Source organism: Stenotrophomonas sp. 704A1 (genome assembly GCF_030549525.1).
Taxonomy (GTDB): Bacteria; Pseudomonadota; Gammaproteobacteria; order Xanthomonadales; family Xanthomonadaceae; genus Stenotrophomonas; species Stenotrophomonas tuberculopleuritidis.
Window position 1 is genome coordinate 4,144,282 of sequence record NZ_CP130831.1, and the last position, 24,201, is coordinate 4,168,482.

The window sequence follows — 24,201 nt, forward strand, 5'->3', positions numbered from 1 at the left end:
TGATCCACGCGTGGCGGGGATCAACCGCAGGGCCGGGCGATGGGCGCGGCGCGGCTGCACGCTGATCAGCGCTGCGACGGGCCCCAGTACCCCAGGTCCTTGCGGATCTGCAGGTCGCGCACCCAGCTGCCGAACGGCTTGCGGCGCAGCCGGCCCATCTCGCCGGCCAGGAAATCCTCGGTCGCGGCAATCACCCGCTCGCTCGACCGCCCATCCCGGTAGGGGTGGATGGCGTCGGCATAGCGGACGATCTCCGCCTGCAGTGCCGGCTCCGGGTGCAGCGCGCGCTGCAGCATCGCGGGCAGCTGCGCCGGGTCGTCGAAATCGATCATGTGCGGCTTCGGCACGCGGTTGCGGAACGTCACCACCGGCTTGTGCTGGACGATGAACTCCGAAACGATCGACGAGGTATCGGACACCAGCACATCGGCGGCACGCTGCGCGGCCATCACCTGTTCCGGTTCGATGAAGCGCGCGTTGGCGCCGGCCAGCGCACGGTAGCGCTCGAACAGCTCCGGCGCGCACTTCGGGTGCAGGGTCAACAGCCAGTAGCGCTCACCGGCGGCAATATCGGCGGCAATCTGCGCATGCAGGTGCGGGGCCGCGCTGAGGCGCTCGGTGAAGGTCGACCCGAACAGGATCACCGGGCGCGCGCCCGCCGCGGCACGCAGCGCAGCACTCTCACCGCCATCGTCGCGGAACAGCGGGTCCAGTTTCGGCCAGCCGGTCTCGGCCACCGCGAAATGCCCCTGCAGCGCGGCCATCTCGCGGAACGGCGCGGTGGTGGCCGGGCCCTGGGTGCAGTACAGGTCGAACATGCCGCGCACGCGGAAGTGGCCGCGTGCACTGTCGCGCTTTTCCACGTTGAAGCCGTGGAACAGCTGCACCTTGGCTCCAGAGAGGAACGTCGGTACCCAGTTGGCCGCGCTGAACACCGCGCGCGGGCGCATCGCCAGCGCCTGCTTCAGACCGATGTTCGGCACCCCCTGCAGCTGGCTGCCGGCGGCGCCCCCCTCGAACCAGGCCGCCACCTCCTGGCCGGATGCGTGCAAGGCCTGCACCAACGGGGCGAGAATAGGCAGCGCATAGCGCTCCGTCGCAAACAACAGGTACCCGGCCATCATGTCCTCCACGACCGCTCCCAACGAACGGCCTCGCATCTCGGCCTGCATTATCGCGTTCAACGAGGCTGGCCGCATCGGCGACTGCCTGGCGTCGCTGGCGTTCTGCGACGAGATCGTGGTGGTGGACTCGCAGTCCACCGACGCCACCGTCGCCCTCGCCGAGGCCGCAGGCGCCCGCGTCCTGCAACGGCGCTTCGACGGCTTCCGCAGCCAGAAGGCGTTCTGCGTCGAGCAGGCCCGGCATGACTGGGTGCTGTGCCTGGACGCCGATGAGCGGATCAGCCCGGAACTGCGCGCCGCCATCGAACAGGCCCGTGACCGCGGCTTCAGCGGCCACCACGGCTATCGCTTCGCGCGCCTGTCCGAGTACTTCGGCAGGTTCCTGCGCCACGGCAATGCCTACCCGGACCGGGTGCTGCGCCTGTTCGACCGGCGCCACGGGGGCTGGCGCGGTACGCGCGAGATCCACGAGGCCGCCAGCGTCGATGGCAGCGTCGGCACCCTGCGCGGTGATCTGATCCACTACCCGTACCGGTCGCTGCAGCAGCAGCTGGCCAAGACCGAGAAGTACGCGCGGATGATGGCCGAGCACGAATTCGCCCGCGGCAAGCGCGCCACGCTCGGCAAGCTGGTGCTGGCCCCGGCCTGGCGGTTCTGGCGCGGCTTCCTGTTCCGGGGCGGCTTCCGCGATGGCTGGCACGGCCTGGTCTATGCCTATGTGCGCGCCAACTACGTGCGGCAGAAGACCATCATGCTGTGGATGCTCGGCAACGGGCAGGCCGTGGCCGACCCGCCGCCGCCCTGAGTGCCGGGCGGTGCCCGGCGCCGGCCGGTCAGCCGTTCTGGCGCGCGCGGTACCGCGCGCCTTCCACGATCGACAACCCGACCAGCAGGCCGAGGATGGTGACGTAGAAGCTGGCGGTCATCTGGTGCGCGAACATCGACTGGGTCAGGCCGCACAGCACATAGGACACCACCACCATCACGCCGGCGGCGGCCGGGCCACGGAAGGTGGTGTGCCCACTGCGCCGATGCAGGCGCACGAACACCCACAGCGGCACCCCGTACACCGCCAGCAGCAGCAACAGGCCGGGCAGGCCCTGGGTGGCGGCCCACTCGGCCAGATCGTTGTGGGCATGGCGCAGGTGGCAGCGGATTTCCTGCGGATTCTCGCGGCAGGCCGGCACCCGCTTCATGGCCGTGTCGAAGTGGCCGATGCCGACGCCGGTCAGCGGATGGTCGAGGAAGGTCTCCCAGGCCACCTGCAGGCGCTCCACGCGGGCACCGGCCGAGGAATCGCTGTCACCCTGCTCCATGCGCTGCACATCGCTGTGCAGTTCGGACAAGCGCACCTGCTGGCGCAGCTCCGGCACCGACAGCAGCAGGGTCGCGCCGATCGCCAGCATGCCGGCAAGCACCGACAGCCGGGCTACGCCGGTGCGCCAGCGCAGGCTCAGTGCCAGCACCACCAGCAGCGCCAGCAGCGCCGCGAACACGCCGCGGCTGCCGGTCAGGATGATGGTGCCGCAACCGGCAGCCATGCCGACGATCACCAGCGACCAGCGCCGCGACGGCCGGCAGAACACCAGCAGCACCATCAGCATCATCACGATGTCGGCCAGCACGATCGCGTTGGTGAACAGTTCGGCCCGTGGCGCACCCCGGAACACCTGCAGGGCCGAGAGCACGAAAGTGCCCAGCAACCCGGCCAGCGCACCGCGCCACAGCCAGCGCATGTCCGGGCGCAGCGCACACACCCACAGCGCGATCCAGGGGATGACGAGGAAGCGGGATCGATTGTCGACATCGCGCAGGCCCTGCTCGAACAGCATGACCGACACGATGCCCATCACCAGCACGGCCAGCATCAGCCAGCTGAGGACCTTGATCGGCTGCGGGTCCATCTTCCGCGCCTGCCACAGCAGGCCGGGCACCATCGCGGTGCTGACCAGCAGCACGAGCGCGTAGGGCAGCAGGTTGATCGGAATGGTCAGCACCAGCGCCGGCATGCAGAACAGGCCGATCTGCGCCAGCCAGTGCGCCGCGCGCGGACGCCGCCCTGCGGGGACGCCCAGCGGATCGCCGATCGTGGATTCCAGGTTGTGCTGTGAAGCTGCCACGTCGAAAAAGTTCGCTGCGATCCTGCTGAATGAACCGGACGACCGGCGATGCCGGTCCCACGCTGACGTTTTACTGCCTTTGGCGCCGCTTGGGCAGTCTGGACAAGTGCCGGCCCGCAGGGTTACTCCTCACGTTGCAAGCGCCGTTCACGTTCGCGCTCGGCCGCACTGGCCACGCAGGGCCCCTGGATCGCGGCGGCCGGCACCAGCCACCAACGACGACGGTTGGCGATACCGGCCAGTTCGGCGCGGCTGCGATCGACGCAGGGCAGCAATGCGTCTTCGTGCACCAGCAGCCAGCGCCGCTGCGGCACCAGCTGCTGCCAGCGCACGGCAGCGGCCAGCTGCTCGTCCCAGGGCGTCCTGAAGCCGAAGGTGGCCGCAGGGCGGTCGGCCATCAGCAGGTTCTGCTCCTTCCAGGCGACCAGGCCCAGTTCGGCGTCGGCACCGATGCGCTGGCCGGTATGCCGCATCAGGCCCCGCGCGGAACTGGAGTCATTCAACAGCGGATAGCCGACCAGGCTGTACAGCACCCACACCGCGGTCAGGGTCGAGACCAGCGCCAGCTCGCGGCGGCCACGCCCGAACAGCAGCAGGCTGGCCACGCCCCAGCCCCCCATCGCCAGCGCGGCCCAGGCCAGGGCGTTCATTTCCCCGTTGCCGATGCCGCGGGTCTGCATCAACCGGGCTTCAAAGCCGGGCCTGCCGATCAGCGCGGACACGCCCGCGGCCAACGTGCCCAGTGCCAGCAGCAGGGTGAAGCCGCCCAGCACTGCCTGCACGTCGCGCCGGCGCAGCAGGCCCGGCAGCAACGGGGCCAGTGCCAGGCAGAACATCGGCAGCGCGGGCAGGATGTAGACATCGCGCTTGCCATCGGGAATCGAGAAGAACAGCACGATCAGCGCCCACCAGCCCAGCAGCAGCAGGTAGCGCGCATCCTGGCGCTGCAGCCGCCGCCGCCAGGCCGGGATCGCCCAGGGCAGTGCCAGGAACGCCGGAATCCACATCGAGGGCATGGTGCCGAGGAAGTACCACCAGGGCTGGTGGTGGTCCCAGGACTGCGCGTAGCGCTTGGCGGTCTGCCGGAACAGGATGTCATCCATGTAGGCCAGGTAGTCGCCGGAGCGCGTTGCCAGCGCGGTCGTCACCATCGGCACCAGCCACAGCGCGATCGCCAGCAGGAACGCCAGCGGTGCCAGCCAGAAGCGCGGGTCGCGGGCATGCAGGCGCACGCGCGGCCAGCGCAGCGCCGAGCCGATCAGTGCCGGCACGATCATCAGCAGGGCGATCACGCCCACGCCCTTGGTGATCACCCCGACGCCGGCGAAGAACCAGCCCAGCCACCACCAGCGCCAGGCCGGGCCCAGCAGCAGGTGGCGCAGCAGGCCGTAGTTGGCCAGGGTGATGAACAGCACCACCAGTGGATCGATCTGCGCCTTCTTCGACTGGAAGGTGAAATGCAGGGCGAACAGCAGCGCCCAGCCGGCATACAGGCCCACCTGCCGCGTCCACAGCCGGCGCCCGAGATCGACCACGCACCACAAGGTCCCGAGTGCGGCGATCAGCGACGGCAGCAGGAACGCGACCCGCCAGTTGCCGACCACGCTGTACAGCGTGGCCTGCCACCACATCAGCATCGGCGGCTTGTCCGAGTACAGCTCAAGCCCGCGGTGCGGGAACAGCCAGTCGCCGCTGTCCACCATCTGCTTGGCCACCAGGGCGAAGCGCGGTTCGTCCGAGGGCCAGGGGTCGCGCAGTCCCAGTCCGGCGCCCAGCACCAGCAGGGCCATCACTACGAACAACCACGTCTGGCGTGACGCACGGGTTTTCAGCATGGGAACTCGGACAGCGGGAAGGTCAGGCCTTTTTTAGCAGACGTGCGTAGAAAAATCCGTCAGCATCGTGGTCTCCGGGCAGCCGTTGCCGCGCGATACCGTCACAATCCAGACCAAAAGCGTCACCAAGCGGCGCAGCTTCCGCATCCGGATGCCATTTCAGGAAGCCCCGCACCTGCTCGACGTTCTCCACGCGCAGGATCGAGCAGGTGGCATACAGCAGCACGCCACCGGGGCGCAGCATCGACCAGCAGGCCTCCAGCAGGCGGGCCTGGATCCCGACCAGCGCATCGATGTCTTCGGCACGGCGGTGGAACATCACGTCCGGCTGGCGGCGGATCACACCGGTGGCCGAGCACGGCGCATCCAGCAGGATCGCGTCGAAGGGAACCCCGTCCCACCATGCGCCCGGATCGCTGGCATCGGCCACCTGCACCTGCGCGCCGTCGCCCACCCCGGTGCGTGCAAAGGTGTCCTTGGCACGTGCAAGGCGGCGGGCGTCGATATCCAGTGCCAGCAACCGCAGACCGGGATCGCGCTCGAGCAGGTGCGCCGACTTGCCGCCGGGCGCCGCACAGGCGTCCAGCACGCGGCTGCCGGCCGGCGCTGCCAGCGCATCGGCGGCGCACTGCGCCGACAGATCCTGCACCGACAACATGCCGTCGGCAAAGCCGGGCAGCTGATTCACCGGCACCGGTGTTGCCAGGCGCAGCGCATCGGCGCTCAGCGGGCTGGCGTCGGCGGCAATGCCGGCCTGCTGCAGCGCCGCCAGCGCCTTCTCGCGCCCGCCCTGCTGGCGGTTGGCACGCAGCCACAGCGGTGCCGGCTGCAGGCTGGCGGCGAAGATCGCCTCGGCCTGCGCCGGCCAATCGCGTTCGACCGCGTCGGCCAGCCATGCAGGAAACGCGTCGCGCGCCGGCTGTTCGGGGAAGCCTTCGCGCTGGGCCCGGCGCAGGATCGCGTTGACCAGGCCGGCCTGGCGCTCACGCCCCAGCGCGCGCGCGGCGTCGACCGTGGCCGACAGTGCGGCGTGGGCCGGCAGTTCCAGCACATCCAGCTGGGCGAAGCCGACCATCAGCAGCGTGCGCAGGTCGGCGTCGCGGGCCGACAGCGGCTTCTGCATCCACGCCTGCAGGGCGGCGTCATAGGTACTGCGCCGGCGCAGCACGGCAAAGCACAGGGCTTCGAGCAGCGCGCGATCACGGGTGTCGGCCAGTTTCGGCAGGGCCCAGGCCAGCTCGGCCTTCAACGAGCGGCCGCGGGTGAACACCTGCGCCAGCACACGTGCCGCGAGCATGCGGGTCGCCGCACCGGGTGCCGCGTTGGCGATGGAGAAATCGTTCTGCTTCGCCACCGCTTACGCCCCCACGCGCAGGTCGCGGCGTGCATTGAGGTAGTCGGCAGCGGTGATCGCCTTGCCCCCTTCGCGCTGCAGCACGCGCAGGCGCAGTGCGCCCTGCCCGCAGGCAATGTCGATGCCCTCGCGGCCTGCGGCCAGCACCGTTCCCGGCGCCTGCCCATGGTCCACGTCCACCGCCACCGCTCCGTGGATGCGCACGCGCTCACCGGCCAGCACTGCTTCGGCGATCGGCCACGGATTGAACGCGCGCACCGTGCGCGCCAGCGCGCCGGCCTCCAGCGCCCAGTCGAGCCGGGCCTCGGCCTTGTCCAGCTTGTGCGCATAGGTCACGCCCTGCTCCGGCTGCGGGCGCGCGATCGGCTTGATGCCTGCGCGCAGCAGGCCCAGCCCATCGGACAGCACCTGCGCGCCCAGTTCGGCCAGCCTGTCATGCAGCTGGCCACCGGTCTCGGTGGCCGCGATCGGCAGCTCCTGGTGCAGCAGCACCGGCCCGGTGTCCAGGCCCGCCTCCATCTGCATCAGGCACACGCCGGTGCGCTCATCGCCCGCCTGGATCGCGCGCTGGATCGGCGCGGCGCCCCGCCAGCGCGGCAGCAGCGAGGCATGCACGTTCCAGCAACCGTGGGTCGGGATCGTCAACACCGCCCTGGGCAGGATCAGGCCATAGGCCACCACCACCATCAGGTCCGGCTGCAGGTCGCGCAGCTGCTGCTGCGCTGCCTCATCCTTCAGCGATTCAGGCTGGTACACCGGAATGCCACGGGCGACCGCTTCCAGCTTGACCGGCGACGGTGCCAGGCCACGGCCGCGGCCGGCGGGGCGATCAGGCTGGGTGTAGACAGCGACGACCTCGTGATGACGCGCAGCCGCGCGCAGCGACGACACCGCGAATTCCGGCGTACCGGCAAAGACAATCCTCATGGCAACCCCACTTGCAGGATGAAATCGTGCAGGAAAGAAAACGGCGCCGTCGGCCGGCGCCGTGCAGCCTGCGCAGCGCGCGCAGGCACGGGCCGCCCCGCGGGGCAGCCCGGATCGGCGATCACGCCACGTGCTTGCGCTGCTTGGCCAGCTTCTTGCGGACCATCTCGCGCTTCAGCGGCGACAGGTAGTCGATGAACAGCTTGCCGTCCAGGTGATCCATTTCATGCTGCACGCACACCGCCAGCAGGCCGTCGGTCCTCAGCTCCTGCGGCTGGCCCTGACGGTCCAGGAACTTCACGGTGATGGTGTCGGCACGGGTCACGTCGGCGAAGATGCCGGGCACCGACAGGCAACCTTCCTGGTACACCTGGCCGCCGTCCTGGGCGACGATTTCCGGATTGATGAAGACGCGCGGTTCGTTCTTCTCTTCGCTGACGTCGATGACCATGAACCGCTTGTGCACGTCCACCTGGCTGGCCGCCAGGCCGATGCCGGGCGCTTCGTACATGGTCTGGAACATGTTGTCGATCAGTTCCTGGAACGCCGGCGTGGTCACTTCGGCGGCCTCGATCACCGCGGCCTTGGTACGCAGGCGCGGGTCGGGGAACTCAAGGATGGGGAGGAGAGCCATGGCAATTTCCGGGTTGGTGGCCGGGTACGCCGGCATACGTCGCAGATTCTAGCTCCAACGCTTGCCTTGCGCCCCGGTTTCTGGACTATAGTGCGCGAACCTGTTGGGGAATCAGGGCTTCACACCTATGTTGCTTCGTTTTCGTACGGTCGTCGCCGCGGCGATGCTGACCGTGGCTGCCTATGCTACCGCCGTGGAAGTGAATGGCGGGCACCCGGACACCTATGTGGTCCGCAAAGGGGACACGCTGTGGGACATCGCAGGGCGGTTCCTGCAGAAGCCATGGCTGTGGCCGGAGATCTGGCAGGCCAATCCGCAGATCGCCAATCCGCACCTGATCTATCCCGGTGACGTGCTCAGCCTGGCCTATCTGGACCGGGTCACGGCCCAGCCCGGCCCACGCCAGGAAGCGCCGGTCACCGGCGTGCCGCTGGCCGAAGTCGAGCCGTTCCTGAAGCAGCTCAGCGTGGTCGACAGCATTGAACAGCTGCCCTACGTGGTCGGCCTGGAGGACAACCGCCTGCGCGCCACCGGTGGCCAGACCGCCTATGTGCGCCTGCCGGACGCCCAGGCCGGGCAGCGCTGGGCGGTGGTCCGCCCGACCGTGCGCTATGCCCAGCCCAAGCCCACCGAGGACCTGACCGCCAACGGCGACGTCACCCCGGGCAGCGGCAACCTGTGGAAGGCGTTCAGTGCCCCGAACGCGCGTCGTGGCGTGCTCGGCTATGAGCTGGCCCAGGTCGGCACCGGCACCATCAGCAAGGTGGCCGGCGGCGCATCCGAAGCCTCGATCCTGGTCCTGGACAACGGCAGCGGTGGCCGCGAGGTGCGGGCCGGCGATCGCCTGGTCCCGGTCGAAGCCACCCCGTACGACCTGCAGTTCTTCCCGCACGTGCCCGCCGCCGGCGTGGAAGGCCTGGATGTGCGCGTGCTGGCGGTGACCGACATGTTCAGCACCGGCGGTCCGCGCGACGTGATCGCGATCTCCGCCGGCCGCGCCCAGGGCGTGGACAACGGCACCGTGTTCTCGCTGTGGCGCCATGGCAGCCACGTGGCGCACCGGATGAAATACCCGGGGTCCTCGCGCATGGACGATTCGACAAGCTCCGGTGCCGGCCGGGTCAGCCTGCCCGACGAGTACGCGGCGCATGCGATGGTGTTCCGCACCTTCGACAACGTCAGCTATGCGCTGGTGATGCAGGGCGTGAAGCCGGTGCGGGTGGGCTACAGCGCGCTGCACCCGGACGCCAGGTAAGGCCCTGCCGGCCACTGGTCGGCAAGGCCCGGACTCCCCTGACATCGACACGCGAAGGCGCCCTAGGGCGCCTTCGTTGCATGCGGCCGATAGTCGGTGGATGACCACACATGCACACGAGGCGCTGCTGCGCCTGCTGATGGCGGGAGGCGCGCTGGCGCCGCGACGGGCGCTGCTGCAGGCCGCAGGCGACGCCGCGACGGCCATCGCCCAGGGGCCGGCCAGCTGGCGCGCACACGGCTGCACGCCCGCGCAGTGCGCGGCGCTGGCACGCCCCGACAGCCACAGCTGGGCGCCGGCCCTGCGTTGGCTGCAGCAGGACACCCACCATCTGCTGGCGTGCAACCACCCGGCCTTCCCGCCCGCCCTGCTGGAGGTGCCCAACCCGCCGCTGGCACTGTTCGTGGACGGTGATCCGGCCCGGGCCTGGCGTCCTTCGGTGGCGCTGGTCGGCAGCCGCTCGCCGACCCCGGCCGGGCGCGCGCTCGCCGCCCGCTTCGCCACCTGCTTCGTGGAAGCGGGCCTGGCGGTCACCAGCGGGCTGGCAGCAGGAATCGATGCGGCCGCCCATGTGGCGACGCTGGACGCCGGCGGCTGCACCGTCGCGGTGATCGGGACCGGCCCGGATCGGGCCTTTCCGGACAGCCATGCGCGGCTGCAGGCCCGGATCGGCGTGGACGGGGTGGTGCTGAGCGAGTACCTGCCCGGCACGGCGGCGCGGCCGGCCCACTTCCCGGCCCGCAACCGGCTGGTGGCCGGGCTTGCCCTGGCCACGGTGGTGGTCGAGGCCGCCCATCGCTCCGGCGCGCTGATCACCGCGCGGCTCGCCGCCGAGGCCGGCCGCGAGGTCTGCGCCCTGCCCGGCTCGGTGCTGAACCCGCGTGCGGCAGGCTGCCATCGGCTGATCCGCGAGGGTGCCGCGCTGGTCGAACGCCCCGAGGAAGTGCTGGAACTGCTGGCGCCGGCCTTGCGCCAGCAGCTTCCGGCCTTGCAAACCCGGCTGGCCACCCCCACTGAACAGGCAGCGCCGGCGGTCCTGCCGGCCCGCTGGGCGGACGACGCGAACTACCAGCGCTTGTGGCGGGCACTGGAGCCCGACCCAAGCGGTATGGATTCATTGATCACGCGGTGTGGATTGACGGCGCCGGAGGTGTCCTCCATGCTGCTGGCCATGGAACTTGCGGGAATCGTGGTGTGCGTACACGGCCGCTACTGTCGACGTCCCTAGTTTCTTCACCTCCACAGCGTCGCGCGACGCAGGCCGAGGGGCAATGAAAGAGAGCATCCTGGATGTACTGCTGTACCTGTTTGAACACTATTTCAGCGAAGATGCGGACCTGATCCGTGACCGCGATTCGCTGCAGAATGGCCTGATCCAGGCCGGATTCAGCCCCACCGAGATCAACAAGGCATTCGACTGGCTCGATGCCCTGGCTGCGCAGCGTCCGAGCGTGGCCCAGGCGCGGGTCGATGGCCCGGTGCGCATCTACCATGGCCCGGAGCTGGACAAGCTCGACGTGGAATGCCGTGGTTTCCTGCTGTACCTGGAACAGCACGGCATCCTCGACGCCGACCAGCGCGAGCTGGTGCTGGACCGTGCGATGGCCCTGGACCAGGACGAACTGGACCTGGACGACCTGAAGTGGGTGGTGCTGATGGTGCTGTTCAACCAGCCGGGCGCCGAGGCGGCCTACGCCTGGATGGAAACGCAGATGTTCGTGGACGAGCCAGAACCCCTGCACTGACCGTACACTTGGGGGCCGTGCGCATTCAGGAGCGTCCCCCGTGAGTGAGTGGTTCCATGCCGAAGGCAACCGCCAGCAAGGCCCGTTGCCAGCGGAACAGCTGATCGAGCTGTTCCGCAGCAACCAGGTCACTCTGGACACCCTGGTCTGGCGCGACGGCCTGCCGAACTGGCAGCCGCTGCGCAGCGTGGTCGACGAACTGGGGTTGATCGTGCCCGCCGTCGAGGCCCCGGTCACCGCCACCGTCGCACCGCCACCACCGCCGGCAGCCCCCCTGCCACCGACGCTGCCACCGGCATCGCCGTATGCGACCGCGCCGCAGATGGCCACCGCGCCCGCGAAACAGGGCCTGTCCGGCTGCGCGATCGGCGCCATCATCGGCGGCGTGCTGCTGGTGCTGGTACCGATCTGCGCCATCCTGGCCGCCATCGCCCTGCCCGCCTATTCCGACTACACCCAGCGCGCCAAGGTCGCTGCGGCGGTGACCGCACTGGAACCGCTGAAGGAAAAGGTGCAGCACTTCGCCGATGATCAGGGCCGTTGCCCGGGTGCCAACGATGCCGGCTTCCCGGCCAGCGCCGATTTCGCTGCACAGGGCCTGTCGGCCGTGAACATCGGCCGCTTCAACAACGGCCACTGCGGCATCGAAGCGACCCTGTCGGTACCCGGCAAGGCGCTGGACGGTGACCTGCTCTGGCTCGAGTACGATCGTGACAGCGGACGCTGGGAATGCAGCGGCGAAAGCGACGACAAGTATCTGCCCACGCACTGCCGCGGCTGAGCCGCGTGCCTGCGCAACCCACCAAGGACGACCCAACAGGGGACATGCAATGACTGAGTGGTACTACGCCGAAGGACAGCAACGCCAGGGGCCGCTGGAGGTCACCGAGATCCGCCAGCGCTTCCAGCGCGGGCAGTTGAATCTGGACACGCTGGTCTGGCGCGAAGGCATGGGCCAATGGGCACAGCTGCGCCAGGTGGTGGACGAGCTGGGCCTGCAGACCCTGGCCGACGCGAGCACCTCCAGCGCCAGCGGCGGCTTCGACCTGCGCGGCGACTACGCCGCGATCGACAACGGCACCGCGCCGCTGCCCGGCACCGGTGCACTCAGCAGCTCGCCGTACAACGCCCCCGGCGCGGCCGGTGGCGATCATTCGCAGCCGGTGCAGGGCGGCGAAGTGGTCTATGCCGGCTTCTGGAAGCGCGTTGCCGCTTACCTGATCGACTACTTCGTGCTGCTGATCCCCAGCGGCGTGGTGGGCGGCATACTGGGCTTCGTGCTCGGCGCGGGCATGGGCGCCGCCGGCAGCGGCGACACGGCGGTGGAAGTGGTCACCCAGCTGGTCAGTGGCTTTGCCGGCCTGTTCATCGGCGCCGCCTATTACGGCTGGTTCCATGCGTCCCGCGGCGGCGCCACCCTGGGCAAGATGGCCATCGGCATCAAGGTCGTGCGCGGCAACGGCGAGCGCCTGACCCTGGGCCGCAGCATCGGCCGTTACTTCGCCACCATCCTCAGCGGCCTGACCCTGTGCATCGGCTACCTGATGGCCGCCTTCACCGAGCGCAAGCAGGGTCTGCACGACATGATCTGCGACACCGTCGTCGTCGATCGCTGGGCCTACAGCGACCAGCCCCAGCTGCAGCGGCGCGAACTGGGCACGGTCACCATCGTGGTGCTGGTGCTGGGCGGCCTGCTGACCCTGCTCGGCTTCGCCGCGATCATCTTCGCCGTCGGCGTCATCGCCAACATGGCGTCCTGAGCCACGCGGACGGCCAAGGAGCCGTCGTGGACGGCCATCGTCACGCCCCCCTGCTTGACAACGGCAGGCCGGGCGTGATTCCTCTAATAAGGTGAAACCTGAACGCCCGGCACAGTCCCGGGCGTTCAGTTTATTGATTTGCCCGTGGCCGCTTCACTAATGCGGCCGTTTGCTCCACCCTAGCGGCCCTTCCCCGCGGCTTACCCACAGACCCTGCTGCCATGCCCAAGCACCTGCTCATCGTTGAATCGCCGGCCAAGGCCAAGACGATCAACAAATACCTCGGCAAGGACTACACCGTCCTGGCCTCGTATGGGCATGTGCGTGACCTGATTCCGAAGGAAGGCGCGGTCGACCCGGACAACGGGTTCGCCATGCACTACGACGTGATCGACAAGAACGAAAAGCACGTCGATGCGATCGCCAAGGCCGCCAAGGGCGCCGACGACATCCTGCTGGCGACCGACCCGGATCGCGAGGGTGAAGCGATCAGCTGGCACATCGCCGAGATCCTGAAGGAGCGCGGGCTGGTCAAGGACAAGCCGATGCAGCGCGTGGTCTTCACCGAGATCACCCCGCGCGCCATCAAGGAAGCCATCAACCAGCCGCGCGCCATCGCCAGCGATCTGGTGGACGCCCAGCAGGCGCGCCGTGCGCTGGACTACCTGGTCGGCTTCAACCTGTCGCCGGTGCTGTGGCGCAAGGTGCAGCGTGGCCTGTCCGCCGGCCGCGTGCAGAGCCCGGCGCTGCGCATGATCGTCGAGCGCGAGGAGGAGATCGAAGCCTTCATCGCCCGCGAATACTGGTCCATCGGCGCCGAGTGCGCGCATCCGTCGCAGCATTTCAACGCCAAGCTGATCAAGCTGGACGGGCAGAAGTTCGAGCAGTTCACCGTCACCGATGGCGAGACCGCCGAGGCCGCGCGCCTGCGCATCCAGCAGGCCGCGCAGGGCGCGTTGCACGTCACCGACGTGGCCAGCAAGGAGCGCAAGCGCCGCCCGGCACCGCCGTTCACCACCTCCACCCTGCAGCAGGAAGCCTCGCGCAAGCTCGGCTTCACCACCCGCAAGACCATGCAGGTGGCGCAGAAGCTGTACGAAGGCGTGGCCATCGGCGACGAAGGGACTGTCGGCCTGATTTCGTACATGCGTACCGACTCGGTGAACCTGTCGCAGGATGCGCTGGCCGAGATCCGCGATGTGATCGCCCGCGACTACGGCATCGCCTCGCTGCCGGACCAGCCCAACACCTACCAGACCAAGTCCAAGAACGCCCAGGAAGCGCACGAAGCCGTGCGCCCGACCTCGGCACTGCGGACCCCGGCCCAGGTTGCCCGCTTCCTGACCGACGACGAGCGCCGCCTGTACGAGCTGATCTGGAAGCGCGCCGTCGCCTGCCAGATGATCCCGGCCACGCTCAACACCGTCAGCGTCGACCTGTCGGCCGGCAGCGAGCACGTGTTCCGTGCCAGCGGCACCACCGTGGTGGTGCCCGGCTTCCTGGCCGTGTACGAGGAAGGCAAGGACAACAAGAGCGCCGAGGACGAGGATGAAGGCCGCAAGCTGCCGGCGATGAAGCCGGGCGACCGCATCCCGCTGGAACGCGTGCTGGCCGAACAGCATTTCACCCAGCCGCCGCCGCGTTTCACCGAAGCGGCGCTGGTGAAGGCGCTGGAAGAGTACGGCATCGGCCGTCCTTCGACCTACGCCTCGATCATCCAGACCCTGCTGTTCCGCAAGTACGTGGAGATGGAAGGCCGCAGCTTCCGTCCGTCCGACGTTGGCCGGGCGGTGTCCAAGTTCCTGTCCAGCCACTTCACCCAGTACGTGGACTACGACTTCACCGCCAGGCTGGAGGACGAGCTCGATGCCGTCTCGCGCGGCGAGGAAGAGTGGATCCCGCTGATGTCGCGCTTCTGGGAACCGTTCAAGGAACTGGTCGAAGACAAGAAGGAATCGGTCGACCGTGCCGAGGCCAGCGGTGCACGCGAACTGGGCACCGACCCGAAGACCGGCAAGCCGGTCAGCGTGCGCCTGGGCCGTTTCGGACCGTATGCGGCGATCGGCAGCACCGCCGAGGATGCCGAGGAGAAGCCGAAGTTCGCGTCGCTGCGGCCCGGCCAGTCGATGCACACCATCTCCCTGGAAGACGCGCTGGAACTGTTCCTGATGCCGCGCGCGCTGGGCGAGGACAACGGTGAGCCGGTCAGCGTCGGCATCGGCCGTTTCGGCCCGTTCGCCAAGCGTGGCAGCACCTATGCCTCGCTGAAGAAGGAAGACGACCCGTACACCATCGACCTGGCCCGCGCCGTGTTCCTGATCGAAGAGAAGGAAGAGATCGCGCGCAACCGGATCATCAAGGAATTCGAGGGCAGCGACATCCAGGTGCTGAACGGCCGCTTCGGCCCGTACATCAGCGACGGCAGGATGAACGGCAAGATCCCCAAGGATCGCGAACCGGCATCGCTGACCCTGGCCGAGGTGCAGCAGCTGATGGAAGAGACCGGCAAGCCGGTGCGCAAGGGCTTCGGCAAGAAGGCCGCGGCGAAGAAGGCACCGGCCAAGAAGGCGGCCGTAAAGAAGGACGCCGCGCCGAAGAAGGCGGTTGCCAAGAAAGCCCCCGCCAAGAAGGCGGTGAAGAAGGCTGCGGTGAAGAAGGCGGCCGTGAAGAAGGCTGCCGCCAAGAAGGCGCCGGCCAAGAAGGCCGCTGCAAAGAAGTAGCGCCACGCCATGCGTGGATGAGGGGCCAGGGTGTGCGGACCAGCGGTCCGCACCGACCACGGCCGGCACGGCCGGGCGGCCCCGTTCCACTCCATCTGCACGCAGCAGGGGGATAATGAAGGCCCACGCCGGGCCGGTCGCCGCCATGAAAGAACTTACCCTGGACTCCGCTGTCGCCACGCTCCGCACCGGCGGTGTGATCGCCTACCCGACCGAGGCGGTCTGGGGCCTGGGCTGCGACCCCGCCCATGAAACAGCGGTGCACATGGTGCTGCGGCTGAAGCAGCGCCCGATCGAGAAGGGCATGATCCTGGTCGCTGCCGAACTTGCGCAGCTGGACGGCTGGGTGCGCCTGCACGCCCTGCCCGACGCCCGCCAGCGCGCGGTGCTGGCCAGCTGGCCCGGCGCCAACACCTGGATCCTGCCCGCCGGGCCCCGTGCGCAGCCCTGGGTCACCGGCGAACACAGCGGCATCGCCGTGCGGATCAGTGCCCATCCGCTGGTAGCGGCACTGTGCCGCGCCTGGGGTGGCCCGCTGGTGTCCACCAGCGCCAACCTGGCCGGCGAGCCCCCCGCCCGCAGCCGCAACGAGCTGGACCCGCGCCTGCTGCGCCTGCTCGACGGCATCCTCGATGGGCAGACCGGCGGCCTGGCCCAGCCGACGCCGATCCGCGACGCGCTCAGTGGCAACGTCCTGCGCTCCTGACCGGCCGATTGCGCCAGCGTCGCCAATCGCGCACGCTGCCCGCATGACCCTGCTGCGCCCCGCCCTGTGCCTGGCCCTGATCCTGCCGTTGCCGGCGCTGGCGGCCGACGAGGTGCGGGTCTACCGCTGCGTTGGCAGTTCCGGTGCGGTCGCCCTGCAGGACAAGCCCTGCACCGCCGGGCGGCAGGAAGTGCGCGACCTGCAACGACCACGCGATCCGCCACCGCGCGCTGCCAGCACCCGCCCAGCGCCGCCTGCGGATGCGCCGGTGCTGCGCGATCGCGAAGTCCGCCATGTCTACGTGCAGCCGCCACGGCCGATGTACGAGTGCGTCAGCGAAGACGGCGATCGCTACACCAGCGACAGCAACGAGGGAAATCCGCGCTGGGTGCCGCTGTGGACCACGGTCTGGTATCCACGTGGCCACTACGGCGGCCCCGGCCCGCGGCCACACCCGGGACCGCGCCCGGCGGGCAGCGGCCTGTCCATCGGCAGCGGCACACCGATCCATCACGCGCCTTCGGTCGGGGTGGGCGTCAACGTGCCCGCCGGCAACATCCTGGTGCGCGATACCTGCCATGCCCTGCCGCCACAGGAAGTGTGCGCGCGCCTGCGTGATCGCCGCTGGGAGCTGGACCGTCGCTACAACAGCGCGCTGCAGAGCGAACGCACCGCGATCAGCAACGAGCAGCGCGGCATCGACGCCCGCCTGGCGCAGGACTGCCGCGGCGGCTGAACCGCGCTCCGGTACGGGCCCGCACCTTCCGGGGCTACGGACGTCGCGGTAGGCTGCTGGCATGAAGAAGCTGATCTGGTTGGCCCTGTGCCTGCTGCCCGCTGCTGCGGCGGCCGATGACCTGGTGATCTACCGCTGCACCGGCAGCAGCGACGTCCCCGTCGTGCAACGCGTGCCGTGTGCCGCCGGCATGACGCAGACGATCGTGAAGCTGCCCGGGTCTGCACCGCGCCCGACGGCGCCGGCGCCGGAACCCGCCCGCCCTGTCCCGGCGCCGGTCGCGACCGAGCCACCCACGGCGCCGGCCGCAGCCGCGGAACCGCCGCATGCGGGCCAGGAACGCATCATCAGCGAGGCCTACGTGGTCGAACGCGAAGGCGGCGACGCCATCCTCGACAGTGCCATGCTGCCGCGTCCGGGTGATGTCCCGCCGGCCGCGGCGGACGCACCGCCAAAACCCCCGCTGCCGCTGATCTTCCAGTGCATGGATGCGCAGGGCGGGCAGTACCTGCATGAGTACGAGGCGGCACCGGGGCGTTGTGAACTGCTGAACGTGGAGGGACTGGGCGGCGCGACGCCGGTCAATGCCGCCAGCTGCGAAGTGGTCCGCGACCGCTGCAGCGAGGTGGCCGAGGACCAGCGCTGCGGCAGCTGGCAACAGCGCTTCCGCGATGCACGGGGCCGCGAGCGTTTCGCCGCGGCGGAAAACAGGGAGGCCGCCCGTGCCGAGCGCGAGCGCCTGCAGGCCGTGCTGGCGGCCAGCAGCTGTGCCGTGCCGGACTGACCGCATGCCGGGCATGGCGCGGCGCTACCGCGCCGCCGCGCCCGACACCACGCCGCTCAGAATCCGTAGCGCAGGAAGCCGCCGTCGACGGCGATGCACTCGCCGGTGACATAGCTGGAAGCCGGCAGGCACAGGAAGCCCACCGCCGATGCCACTTCTTCCGGTTCGCCGATCCGGCGCATCGGCGTGCGTTCGATCACTTCGTCGTAGTAGTCGGCATCGGAGAGCGGGCCCGAGGTGCGGCGGGTGCGGATGTACCACGGCGCCACCGCGTTGACCCGGATGCCATCCTCGGCCCATTCCACCGCCAGATTGCGGGTCATCTGGTGCATGGCCGCCTTGCTCATGCCGTAGACCACGCCGCTGCGGACATGGGTCAGGCCGGACACGCTGCCGACGTTGACGATCGCCGAGGACGCGTGGCGCGCCAGCAGCGGGTGCGCATAGCGCGACAGCTCGAACGCCGAGAACAGGTTGGTTTCGAAGATGCCACGCCACTCGTCTTCGGAATACTCGGTGGCCGGCCGGGTGATGTTGCCGCCGGCGTTGTTGACCAGGATGTGCAGGCCATCGGCGTGGTCTTCGACCCAGTCCAGGATCTGCCGGCGGTCCTCGTCGTCGGACACGTCCGCGGCCAGCGCGCGCACCTGCTGGTCCGGGAATGCGTCGGCCAGCTCGTCGCGCGCGGTCTCCAGCGCGTCGATGTCACGGCCGACGATCATCAGGTCGGCACCGAAACCGAGCAGCTCGCGCGCGATGGCCAGGCCGATACCGGCGCTGGCACCGGTGATCAGCGCCGTCTGTCCATCCAGTCGCCACCGTTGCTGGGTCATGCATCCTCCGGGGCCGCGCCCACTGTATTGCGATGCGGAAAGGATACGCGCTCACGGCCGGCCACGGCCCGCGATGCGACACTGGCCGCACATCCCTGGAGGAGAGCTGCGATGCGCATCCTGATTCCCCTGCTGCTGTCGGTCGCGCTGCTGGCCGGGTGCCAGCGCCCCGCGCCGCCGAATCCGGAACGACCGCCCGAGCCGCAGGCGCAGGCCACGGCGAGCGCGCGCGCCCTCGAGCGTGCCAAAGGCGTGCAGAAGACCGTGGACGAGGGCGCCAAGCGCGGGCACCAGGCCGAGGCTGACGCCGCCCGGTAGCGCCGGGCCATGCCCGGCGAGCGCAACGCGCGGCCTCCTCTCCGCCGGGCATGGCCCGGCGTTACCCAACAAAAACGCCCGGCCGAAGCCGGGCGTCCTTCATTCATGGCGTCTGCCGGTCAGAACCCGCAGAAGCAGTACGCCAGCGCCTTCACCGGGGCGCCATTGCCCTTCTCGCGGGCGGCGTTCTCGACGAAACGCAGCTGCGTATCGATCTCCGGCATCGTGCGCGCCAGCATCATCCGGCCCATGCCGGAGTCGGACAGCATCCAGGCACCGGCGCGGCTGCCAGCGAAACCGCTGACGAACTGCGCGAACGGGGTGGCCGCCTTTTCGATGTAGCGCACGCGGTACTTGTCGCTGGCACCGAGCTTGGCGCGGCCGGCGGCATCGGCGACGGCATCCTTGAGGCCACCGAACGCATCGACCAGGCCCCGTTCCTTGGCCTGCGCACCGCTCCAGACACGCCCGCGTGCCACCTCGTCGATGGCCTCGACCGGCTTCTTGCGGGCCTCGGCGACGCGACCGGTGAAATCGGCATAGCCCTTGTTGATCACCGACTGGATGACCTGGCCCACGGCCGGATCCATCGGGCGGGTGACATCGAACGCACCGGCAAAACGGGTGGTGCCCACACCGTCGGTATGCACGCCGAACTTGTCCAGCGCGCGGCTGAAGTTCGGGATCATGCCGAAGATGCCGATCGAACCGGTGATCGTCGACGGGTCGGCGTAGATGCGATCGGCGTTCATGCTGATCCAGTAGCCACCGGATGCCGCCAGATCGCCCATCGACACCACCACCGGCTTGCCGGCGGCCTGCAGGGCCACCACTTCGCGACGGATCTGTTCGGAGGCATAGACCTCGCCACCGGGCGAATCCACGCGCAGCACCACGGCCTTGACGTCATTGTCGTCGCGCGCCGCACGCAGCAGCGCCGAGGTCGATTCGCCCCCGATGCGGCCGGCCGGCAGGTCACCCCCGCTGATTTCACCGGAGGCCACCACCACCGCCACCTGCGGCCGCGAGTCGACCGGGTTGCGGCGCGCGTCGAGCAGGGCCAGATAGGCAGCAAAGTCGATGCTGCGGAAACCGCCTTCGGCGTCTTCATCGGCCACGCCGCGGTCGATCATCAGATCCTCGAATTCCTCGCGGGTCTTCAGCGCGGTCACCAGCTTCTGCTGCAGGGCGAACTTGGCTAGGTCGCCGCCGGCAGCGGCCACGCCTTCGGGCAGGGTGTCGATGCCGGCCGCCAGCTGCGCCGGGTCCAGGCGGCGGGCCTTGGCGATGTCGCCCAGGTAGCGCTGCCACACGTCGTTCATCCAGTACAGGTCGGCTTCCTTGGACGCCGGCGAGGCCGCATCGAGCACATACGGCTCGGCAGCTGACTTGTACTCGCCCACCTTGAACAGGTGCACGTCCACGCCCAGCTTGTCCTGCAGGCCGGTGCGGAAGTACTGGCGGTAGCGGCCGAGGCCTTCCAGCACCACCGACCCCATCGGGTCGAGGTACACCTCGTCGGCCTGCGCGGCCAGCAGGTACTGCGACTGGCCCATGCTTTCGCTGAAGGCGACAAGCTGCTTGCCCGAGGCGCGCAGGTCCTGCAGCGCGGCGGCGACCTCACGCAGCGAGGCGAAGCCGGACGGCTGCAGCTTGTCCAGCTCCAGCACCACCCGCTCGACCTTCTTGTCATCGCGCGCGGTCTCGATCACCCGGATCAGATCGCGCAGCTGCACTTCCTCGGCACCGTTGTCGCCGACCGCCTTGGCCAGTGCGCGGCTGACCGGATCAGCGCTGTACTGTTCGACCAGCCGCCCTTCCGGCGCGATCACCAGGGTGGTGCGGTCCTGCAGCGATTTGCTGGCACCGGCGCCCATGCCTGCTGCGACGATGAACATCACCAGCACCAGCAGCAACAGGCCGAAGAACACCAGGTTGAGGATCAACCGGCGGGTGAAATTCATCACGTCCCACAGCCCGATGAAGAAGCTGGCGACAGGGTTGCGATTCGCCGGGGGCAGCGGCGGCACGGGTTGGTTCATGGAGCACTCCGGATGGCTTCTTGCCGTGGTACCAGCATAGCCGGTGCCGCGTGAGGCGGCATCGGACACAAGTCAGGGGATCGCCGGTCACGGTCAGTCGTGGCCGGCGCAGGGTCAGGCCAGCGAGGACTGGCCGATGCGCAGGCTGCTGCGGCGCAGGCGCCAGCCCATCAGGATGGCGGCCGCGGTCAGGCCGACGATCAGGCCGATCCACATGCCCTGCGGGCCCATGCCCAGCCCCAGGCCGAGCCCGGCGCCAAGCGGCATGCCCAGCCCCCAGTAGGCGAACATGGCGATGAACATCGGCACGCGGGTGTCCTTCAGGCCACGCAGGGCACCGGCCGACAGCACCTGGATGCCATCGGGGAACTGGAACGTGGCCGCGTACAGCAGCAGGGTCGAGGCCAGCCCGGCCACCGCCAGGTCGTTGGTGTAGACGCCGACGATGGCGTCGTGGCCGAACAGCAGGACGGCGGCGGACAGCGTCTGCGTCCCCATGATGATCGCGTAGCCGGCCCAGGCGGCACGGCGCACGCCGAAACCATCACCGCGGCCGACCGCATGGCCCACCCGCACGGTGGTCGCTTCGGCCACGCCCATCGGGATCATGAAGCACAGCTGCGCCACGTTGATCGCAATCTGATGCGCTGCCGCTTCGTTGGCGCCCAGTCGGCCGATCAGCAACGCGGTGACGATGAACAGGCCCCCTTCCATCAGCACGGTGATGCCGATCGGCAGGCCGGTACGCAGCAGGTCCCAGATCGCGCCCCAGCGCGGGCCTTCGAAATGCGAGAACAGCTGCAGGTGGGCAAAGCGCTTGGTGAACCACAGATACGTGGCGAACGCGATGGCCTGCAGCCACATCATCACCGCCGAAGCGATGCCCAGGCCTTCGGCGCCCATTTCCGGGAACCCCAGCTTGCCGTTGGCCAGCACGTAGCCCATCGGTGCCAGCACCAGCAGGCCACCGAAGCCGAGCAGCATGGTCGGCAGCGTCCAGTGCATGCCTTCGCTGAGGTAGCGCATGCAGAAGTACAGGGTCAGCGCCGGGCCGCCCCAACGCACCGCATGCAGGAACGCGGTGGCGCCAGGCACGATGTCCGGTGCGATGCCGAACGCCGGCAACAGCGGCGGCACCACGGTGAGGAAGGTGAACATGATCAGGCCCAGGCCCAGCGCCAGCCACAAGGCCTGCCGGAACAGCGGACCGATCTCGCGCTCACGGCCAGCGCCGTGCAGCTGCGACACCGAGGCGGTCAACGAGATCAGCGTGCCGATCGGGATCAGCATCGGCAGCCACAGCAGCGCCGTGCCGATGGTGACCGCCGCCAGCGTGGCGGTGGCGTGGTGGCCGGCAATCACGTTGTCGACGAAGGAGATCAGGCCGGTGGAGACATGCCCGAGCACGAGCGGCAGGGCAAGCAGACCGGTAGCGCCGACTTCCTTGCTGAAGCGCGGCGTGGAGGTTGCGGTAGACATGGGGTGCAGGACGCGAACTGCGGTTGCGCGCGAAGGGCACAGGCACCGGGTTGCGGCCGGTCATCTTACGCGCGCGCGCCGGGCATTCCCATGACTGCCACCTAAAAGGCAGCCGCCAGCGCCGATCATCGGTCCACGCTGCCCCGGCTGGCCAGGGCTGGAGCTACTGGCCGGCCTGCCGCTTGAGCCAGGCATCGCGCTCGGCCGCGGGTACGGCCAGCAACGCGCTGCGGACGCTGTCGCGTTGCTGCGGCGGTGTGCGCTGGGCCACCAGCGCCAGCTGCGCCAGCTGCGACGGGCTGAGCTGGCGCAGCAGCGCCAGCGCCGCATCGCGCTGTTGCGGCGGCACGAAACCGAACAGGCCGTGCAGCTTGGGGAACTCGGCACCGAGCTGCGGTCCCAGTCGCCAGCCTTCGCGGAACGCCTGGTCCTGCGCCAGGAACTGGTTGCGCAGGCGTGCCTGCTGTTCGGGCGGCAAGGCGGCAAAGCGGGCGGCGGCCTGGCGGACCCGTTCGCGCTCGCCTTCCGGCAGCGCGCGCCACGCGGCGTAGTCGCTGCGACGCTGGCGCTGTTCACCGGGATCGAGCTCGGCAAAGGCAGTGGCGGCGGTCGGTGCCGGCGCAGCGGCGGTCGACGGCGATGCCGGTGGCAGCGGTACGTTCGCCGGGCGCGGCGCAGCAGCCAACGACAGCGGCACCAGCAGCAGCAGACAGGGCAGGAGCGTCTTATTCATCGGCAGCCGAGGTCTCCAGCGCTGCGCCGACCGGTTCCGGGTGGGTCGGCTTGGGTTGTGATTCATCCACCGGCAAGGGGCCACCGGCCGCGCTCCAGGCATACAGGTCGGCATCGGCCAGCAAGGGATAGTCATGATCGGCCAGCATGGCTGCGTCCTCGGCAGCCTGCGCCGTGGCGTCGGGCGCGGCGCGGACGTCGCTGGCCGGCAGGGCCTCGACCGTCACCGGCCCGGCTTCGCCCACCACGCCTTCCGGCAACGGCGCATCAGCGCCGCTCGGCCGGCCCTGCCAGTAGCGCCAGCCCAGTGCTGCAACCAGCAGAACCGCCACGGTTGCCAGCAGGATCGCCGGGCCGCGCCAGCGCGGTGCGGCGTGGGGCCGACGGCGCTTGCCAGGGGCAGGGGCGCGGGGGTCCTGCGGGGCGCGCCAGGTGGAGGCGGCCGGCTGCGTGCTGGCGGTCGGCGCCGCCGGCTGCTGCAGCTGCTGCAGGCGCTTGGCCGGCAGATCGCGGATCCGCGCCTGCACCTGCTCGGCCAGCGCGCGCCAGGCGCCCGCATCGGGCTGGCCGTGCGCATCACGCGGGCACGCGGTGGCCAGCAGCTGCTGGTAGCCGCCTTCATCGATGTCCAGCACGCGCGTGGCGATGCCCTCTTCCAGGCTGCCGCCGACCCGCAGCAGCAGCGCCAGCCGCGGCAGCGGCGGCATCCCGCCCAGCGCTGCCAGCGCCGGCGGCCATTGCCCGGCCGAAGGCTCGCGCAGCGCCTGGCGCTGGCCAAGCAGGGTCCAGAAGCGGGTGGGCCACTGCGCCATCGGCAGATCGCTGGCCACCGCAGCGAACGCCCGCATCACCGCCACCAGGGTCTGCTCGGCCCGGGCAGGGTCGCCGCACTGCAGTTCGGCCACCACCAGGGCACGGCGCTCGACACCGCGCAGGAATGCCGACAGCGCGCCGGCCGCGGTCGAGGAAACAGGGGCGGGCACAGCCGTCATCGGTCACTCCAAAGGTCTGCCGGCATGATAGCGGCAGGCCATTGGTGCCCGGCAGGACTTGCGGTGCAGGGCACTTCGTGCTGCAGGTTGTGCACAGCATCACGC

22 protein-coding genes are annotated in these 24,201 nt (G+C 69.5%); 11 read left to right on the forward strand and 11 right to left on the reverse strand.

Going from position 1 to position 24,201, the window contains the following annotated elements; genetic code table 11:
* Window positions 1-65: 65 nt before the first annotated feature.
* Window positions 66-1,124: a CDP-glycerol glycerophosphotransferase family protein gene (locus tag Q5Z10_RS18935; RefSeq protein WP_303639227.1), complete on the reverse strand. Its 1,059-nt coding sequence runs from the start codon at window positions 1,122-1,124 to the stop codon at window positions 66-68.
* Here Q5Z10_RS18935 and Q5Z10_RS18940 point away from each other — a divergent pair.
* Entirely contained in the window at window positions 1,123-1,929 is an 807-nt protein-coding gene (locus Q5Z10_RS18940) for a glycosyltransferase family 2 protein (protein ID WP_303636896.1), read from the forward strand. The genes Q5Z10_RS18935 and Q5Z10_RS18940 overlap by 2 nt on opposite strands.
* A gap of 28 nt (window positions 1,930-1,957) precedes the next feature.
* On the opposite strand, the gene Q5Z10_RS18945 is transcribed toward Q5Z10_RS18940, so the two are convergent.
* The 5 genes from Q5Z10_RS18945 to def form a co-directional block, all read right to left on the reverse strand.
* Window positions 1,958-3,133 (reverse strand): O-antigen ligase family protein, encoded by a 1,176-nt coding sequence (locus Q5Z10_RS18945; RefSeq protein WP_303639228.1) that lies wholly within the window; start codon window positions 3,131-3,133, stop codon window positions 1,958-1,960.
* A 233-nt stretch (window positions 3,134-3,366) separates the two neighbouring features.
* Entirely contained in the window at window positions 3,367-5,079 is a 1,713-nt protein-coding gene (locus Q5Z10_RS18950; protein ID WP_303636897.1) for an ArnT family glycosyltransferase, read from the reverse strand.
* Window positions 5,080-5,101: 22 nt separating this feature from the next.
* A complete protein-coding gene (gene rsmB, locus Q5Z10_RS18955) occupies window positions 5,102-6,433 on the reverse strand; it encodes a 16S rRNA (cytosine(967)-C(5))-methyltransferase RsmB (RefSeq protein WP_303636898.1) in 1,332 nt (443 codons plus the stop codon).
* Between the two features lie 3 nt (window positions 6,434-6,436).
* Window positions 6,437-7,360 (reverse strand): methionyl-tRNA formyltransferase, encoded by a 924-nt coding sequence (fmt, locus tag Q5Z10_RS18960; protein WP_303636899.1) that lies wholly within the window; start codon window positions 7,358-7,360, stop codon window positions 6,437-6,439.
* A 121-nt stretch (window positions 7,361-7,481) separates the two neighbouring features.
* The gene (def, locus tag Q5Z10_RS18965) at window positions 7,482-7,994 is read right to left on the reverse strand and encodes a peptide deformylase (RefSeq protein ID WP_303636900.1); all 513 of its coding nucleotides are present in this window, start codon (window positions 7,992-7,994) and stop codon (window positions 7,482-7,484) included.
* A gap of 127 nt (window positions 7,995-8,121) precedes the next feature.
* On the opposite strand from def, the gene Q5Z10_RS18970 reads away from it, so the two are divergent.
* From Q5Z10_RS18970 to Q5Z10_RS19010, 9 genes are all read left to right on the forward strand, one after another.
* A complete protein-coding gene (locus Q5Z10_RS18970) occupies window positions 8,122-9,249 on the forward strand; it encodes a LysM peptidoglycan-binding domain-containing protein (RefSeq protein WP_303636901.1) in 1,128 nt (375 codons plus the stop codon).
* 100 nt (window positions 9,250-9,349) lie between these two features.
* Window positions 9,350-10,477, forward strand: coding sequence for a DNA-processing protein DprA (gene dprA, locus Q5Z10_RS18975; protein WP_303636902.1), 1,128 nt, complete (start codon window positions 9,350-9,352; stop codon window positions 10,475-10,477).
* Window positions 10,478-10,520: 43 nt separating this feature from the next.
* Window positions 10,521-10,994, forward strand: a complete 474-nt coding sequence (locus Q5Z10_RS18980; RefSeq protein WP_108750316.1) for a DUF494 family protein — start codon at window positions 10,521-10,523, stop codon at window positions 10,992-10,994.
* A gap of 40 nt (window positions 10,995-11,034) precedes the next feature.
* Complete coding sequence (locus Q5Z10_RS18985; RefSeq protein WP_303636903.1) at window positions 11,035-11,775, forward strand: pilin; 741 nt, start codon at window positions 11,035-11,037, stop codon at window positions 11,773-11,775.
* Between the two features lie 49 nt (window positions 11,776-11,824).
* Window positions 11,825-12,754: an RDD family protein gene (locus tag Q5Z10_RS18990; protein ID WP_303636904.1), complete on the forward strand. Its 930-nt coding sequence runs from the start codon at window positions 11,825-11,827 to the stop codon at window positions 12,752-12,754.
* 221 nt (window positions 12,755-12,975) lie between these two features.
* A complete protein-coding gene (locus tag Q5Z10_RS18995) occupies window positions 12,976-15,474 on the forward strand; it encodes a DNA topoisomerase I (protein WP_303636905.1) in 2,499 nt (832 codons plus the stop codon).
* Window positions 15,475-15,589: 115 nt separating this feature from the next.
* Window positions 15,590-16,180: an L-threonylcarbamoyladenylate synthase type 1 TsaC gene (gene tsaC / locus Q5Z10_RS19000; RefSeq protein WP_303636906.1), complete on the forward strand. Its 591-nt coding sequence runs from the start codon at window positions 15,590-15,592 to the stop codon at window positions 16,178-16,180.
* Between the two features lie 43 nt (window positions 16,181-16,223).
* On the forward strand, window positions 16,224-16,916 hold the full coding sequence (locus Q5Z10_RS19005) for a DUF4124 domain-containing protein (protein ID WP_303636907.1): 693 nt from the start codon (window positions 16,224-16,226) through the stop codon (window positions 16,914-16,916).
* A 61-nt stretch (window positions 16,917-16,977) separates the two neighbouring features.
* A complete protein-coding gene (locus tag Q5Z10_RS19010) occupies window positions 16,978-17,700 on the forward strand; it encodes a hypothetical protein (protein WP_303636908.1) in 723 nt (240 codons plus the stop codon).
* 56 nt (window positions 17,701-17,756) lie between these two features.
* Here Q5Z10_RS19010 and Q5Z10_RS19015 read toward each other — a convergent pair whose 3' ends face one another.
* The gene (locus tag Q5Z10_RS19015; protein WP_303636909.1) at window positions 17,757-18,533 is read right to left on the reverse strand and encodes an SDR family oxidoreductase; all 777 of its coding nucleotides are present in this window, start codon (window positions 18,531-18,533) and stop codon (window positions 17,757-17,759) included.
* A 111-nt stretch (window positions 18,534-18,644) separates the two neighbouring features.
* On the opposite strand from Q5Z10_RS19015, the gene Q5Z10_RS19020 reads away from it, so the two are divergent.
* Complete coding sequence (locus Q5Z10_RS19020) at window positions 18,645-18,851, forward strand: hypothetical protein (protein WP_303636910.1); 207 nt, start codon at window positions 18,645-18,647, stop codon at window positions 18,849-18,851.
* Window positions 18,852-18,970: 119 nt separating this feature from the next.
* On the opposite strand, the gene sppA is transcribed toward Q5Z10_RS19020, so the two are convergent.
* From sppA to Q5Z10_RS19040, 4 genes are all read right to left on the reverse strand, one after another.
* Window positions 18,971-20,893, reverse strand: coding sequence for a signal peptide peptidase SppA (gene sppA / locus Q5Z10_RS19025; protein WP_303636911.1), 1,923 nt, complete (start codon window positions 20,891-20,893; stop codon window positions 18,971-18,973).
* A 114-nt stretch (window positions 20,894-21,007) separates the two neighbouring features.
* On the reverse strand, window positions 21,008-22,372 hold the full coding sequence (locus Q5Z10_RS19030; protein WP_303636912.1) for an MATE family efflux transporter: 1,365 nt from the start codon (window positions 22,370-22,372) through the stop codon (window positions 21,008-21,010).
* Window positions 22,373-22,535: 163 nt separating this feature from the next.
* Window positions 22,536-23,105 (reverse strand): DUF3106 domain-containing protein, encoded by a 570-nt coding sequence (locus Q5Z10_RS19035; protein ID WP_303636913.1) that lies wholly within the window; start codon window positions 23,103-23,105, stop codon window positions 22,536-22,538.
* Window positions 23,098-24,096, reverse strand: coding sequence for a hypothetical protein (locus Q5Z10_RS19040; protein ID WP_303636914.1), 999 nt, complete (start codon window positions 24,094-24,096; stop codon window positions 23,098-23,100). The genes Q5Z10_RS19035 and Q5Z10_RS19040 overlap by 8 nt, the downstream gene beginning before the upstream one ends.
* Window positions 24,097-24,201: the final 105 nt, after the last annotated feature.

What these genes read in the sequence shown, in the direction of transcription:
- Q5Z10_RS18940 (WP_303636896.1), top strand. Translation starts at nt 1,123, where the DNA reads ATGTCCTCCACGACCGCTCCCAACGAACGGCCTCGCATCTCGGCCTGC.
- Q5Z10_RS18935 (WP_303639227.1), bottom strand. Translation starts at nt 1,124, where the DNA reads ATGATGGCCGGGTACCTGTTGTTTGCGACGGAGCGCTATGCGCTGCCT.
- Q5Z10_RS18945 (WP_303639228.1), bottom strand. Translation starts at nt 3,133, where the DNA reads ATGCCGGCGCTGGTGCTGACCATTCCGATCAACCTGCTGCCCTACGCG.
- Q5Z10_RS18950 (WP_303636897.1), bottom strand. Translation starts at nt 5,079, where the DNA reads ATGCTGAAAACCCGTGCGTCACGCCAGACGTGGTTGTTCGTAGTGATG.
- fmt (WP_303636899.1), bottom strand. Translation starts at nt 7,360, where the DNA reads ATGAGGATTGTCTTTGCCGGTACGCCGGAATTCGCGGTGTCGTCGCTG.
- def (WP_303636900.1), bottom strand. Translation starts at nt 7,994, where the DNA reads ATGGCTCTCCTCCCCATCCTTGAGTTCCCCGACCCGCGCCTGCGTACC.
- Q5Z10_RS18970 (WP_303636901.1), top strand. Translation starts at nt 8,122, where the DNA reads ATGTTGCTTCGTTTTCGTACGGTCGTCGCCGCGGCGATGCTGACCGTG.
- dprA (WP_303636902.1), top strand. Translation starts at nt 9,350, where the DNA reads ATGACCACACATGCACACGAGGCGCTGCTGCGCCTGCTGATGGCGGGA.
- Q5Z10_RS18980 (WP_108750316.1), top strand. Translation starts at nt 10,521, where the DNA reads ATGAAAGAGAGCATCCTGGATGTACTGCTGTACCTGTTTGAACACTAT.
- Q5Z10_RS18990 (WP_303636904.1), top strand. Translation starts at nt 11,825, where the DNA reads ATGACTGAGTGGTACTACGCCGAAGGACAGCAACGCCAGGGGCCGCTG.
- Q5Z10_RS18995 (WP_303636905.1), top strand. Translation starts at nt 12,976, where the DNA reads ATGCCCAAGCACCTGCTCATCGTTGAATCGCCGGCCAAGGCCAAGACG.
- tsaC (WP_303636906.1), top strand. Translation starts at nt 15,590, where the DNA reads ATGAAGGCCCACGCCGGGCCGGTCGCCGCCATGAAAGAACTTACCCTG.
- Q5Z10_RS19005 (WP_303636907.1), top strand. Translation starts at nt 16,224, where the DNA reads ATGACCCTGCTGCGCCCCGCCCTGTGCCTGGCCCTGATCCTGCCGTTG.
- Q5Z10_RS19010 (WP_303636908.1), top strand. Translation starts at nt 16,978, where the DNA reads ATGAAGAAGCTGATCTGGTTGGCCCTGTGCCTGCTGCCCGCTGCTGCG.
- Q5Z10_RS19015 (WP_303636909.1), bottom strand. Translation starts at nt 18,533, where the DNA reads ATGACCCAGCAACGGTGGCGACTGGATGGACAGACGGCGCTGATCACC.
- Q5Z10_RS19020 (WP_303636910.1), top strand. Translation starts at nt 18,645, where the DNA reads ATGCGCATCCTGATTCCCCTGCTGCTGTCGGTCGCGCTGCTGGCCGGG.
- sppA (WP_303636911.1), bottom strand. Translation starts at nt 20,893, where the DNA reads ATGAACCAACCCGTGCCGCCGCTGCCCCCGGCGAATCGCAACCCTGTC.
- Q5Z10_RS19030 (WP_303636912.1), bottom strand. Translation starts at nt 22,372, where the DNA reads ATGTCTACCGCAACCTCCACGCCGCGCTTCAGCAAGGAAGTCGGCGCT.
- Q5Z10_RS19035 (WP_303636913.1), bottom strand. Translation starts at nt 23,105, where the DNA reads ATGAATAAGACGCTCCTGCCCTGTCTGCTGCTGCTGGTGCCGCTGTCG.
- Q5Z10_RS19040 (WP_303636914.1), bottom strand. Translation starts at nt 24,096, where the DNA reads ATGACGGCTGTGCCCGCCCCTGTTTCCTCGACCGCGGCCGGCGCGCTG.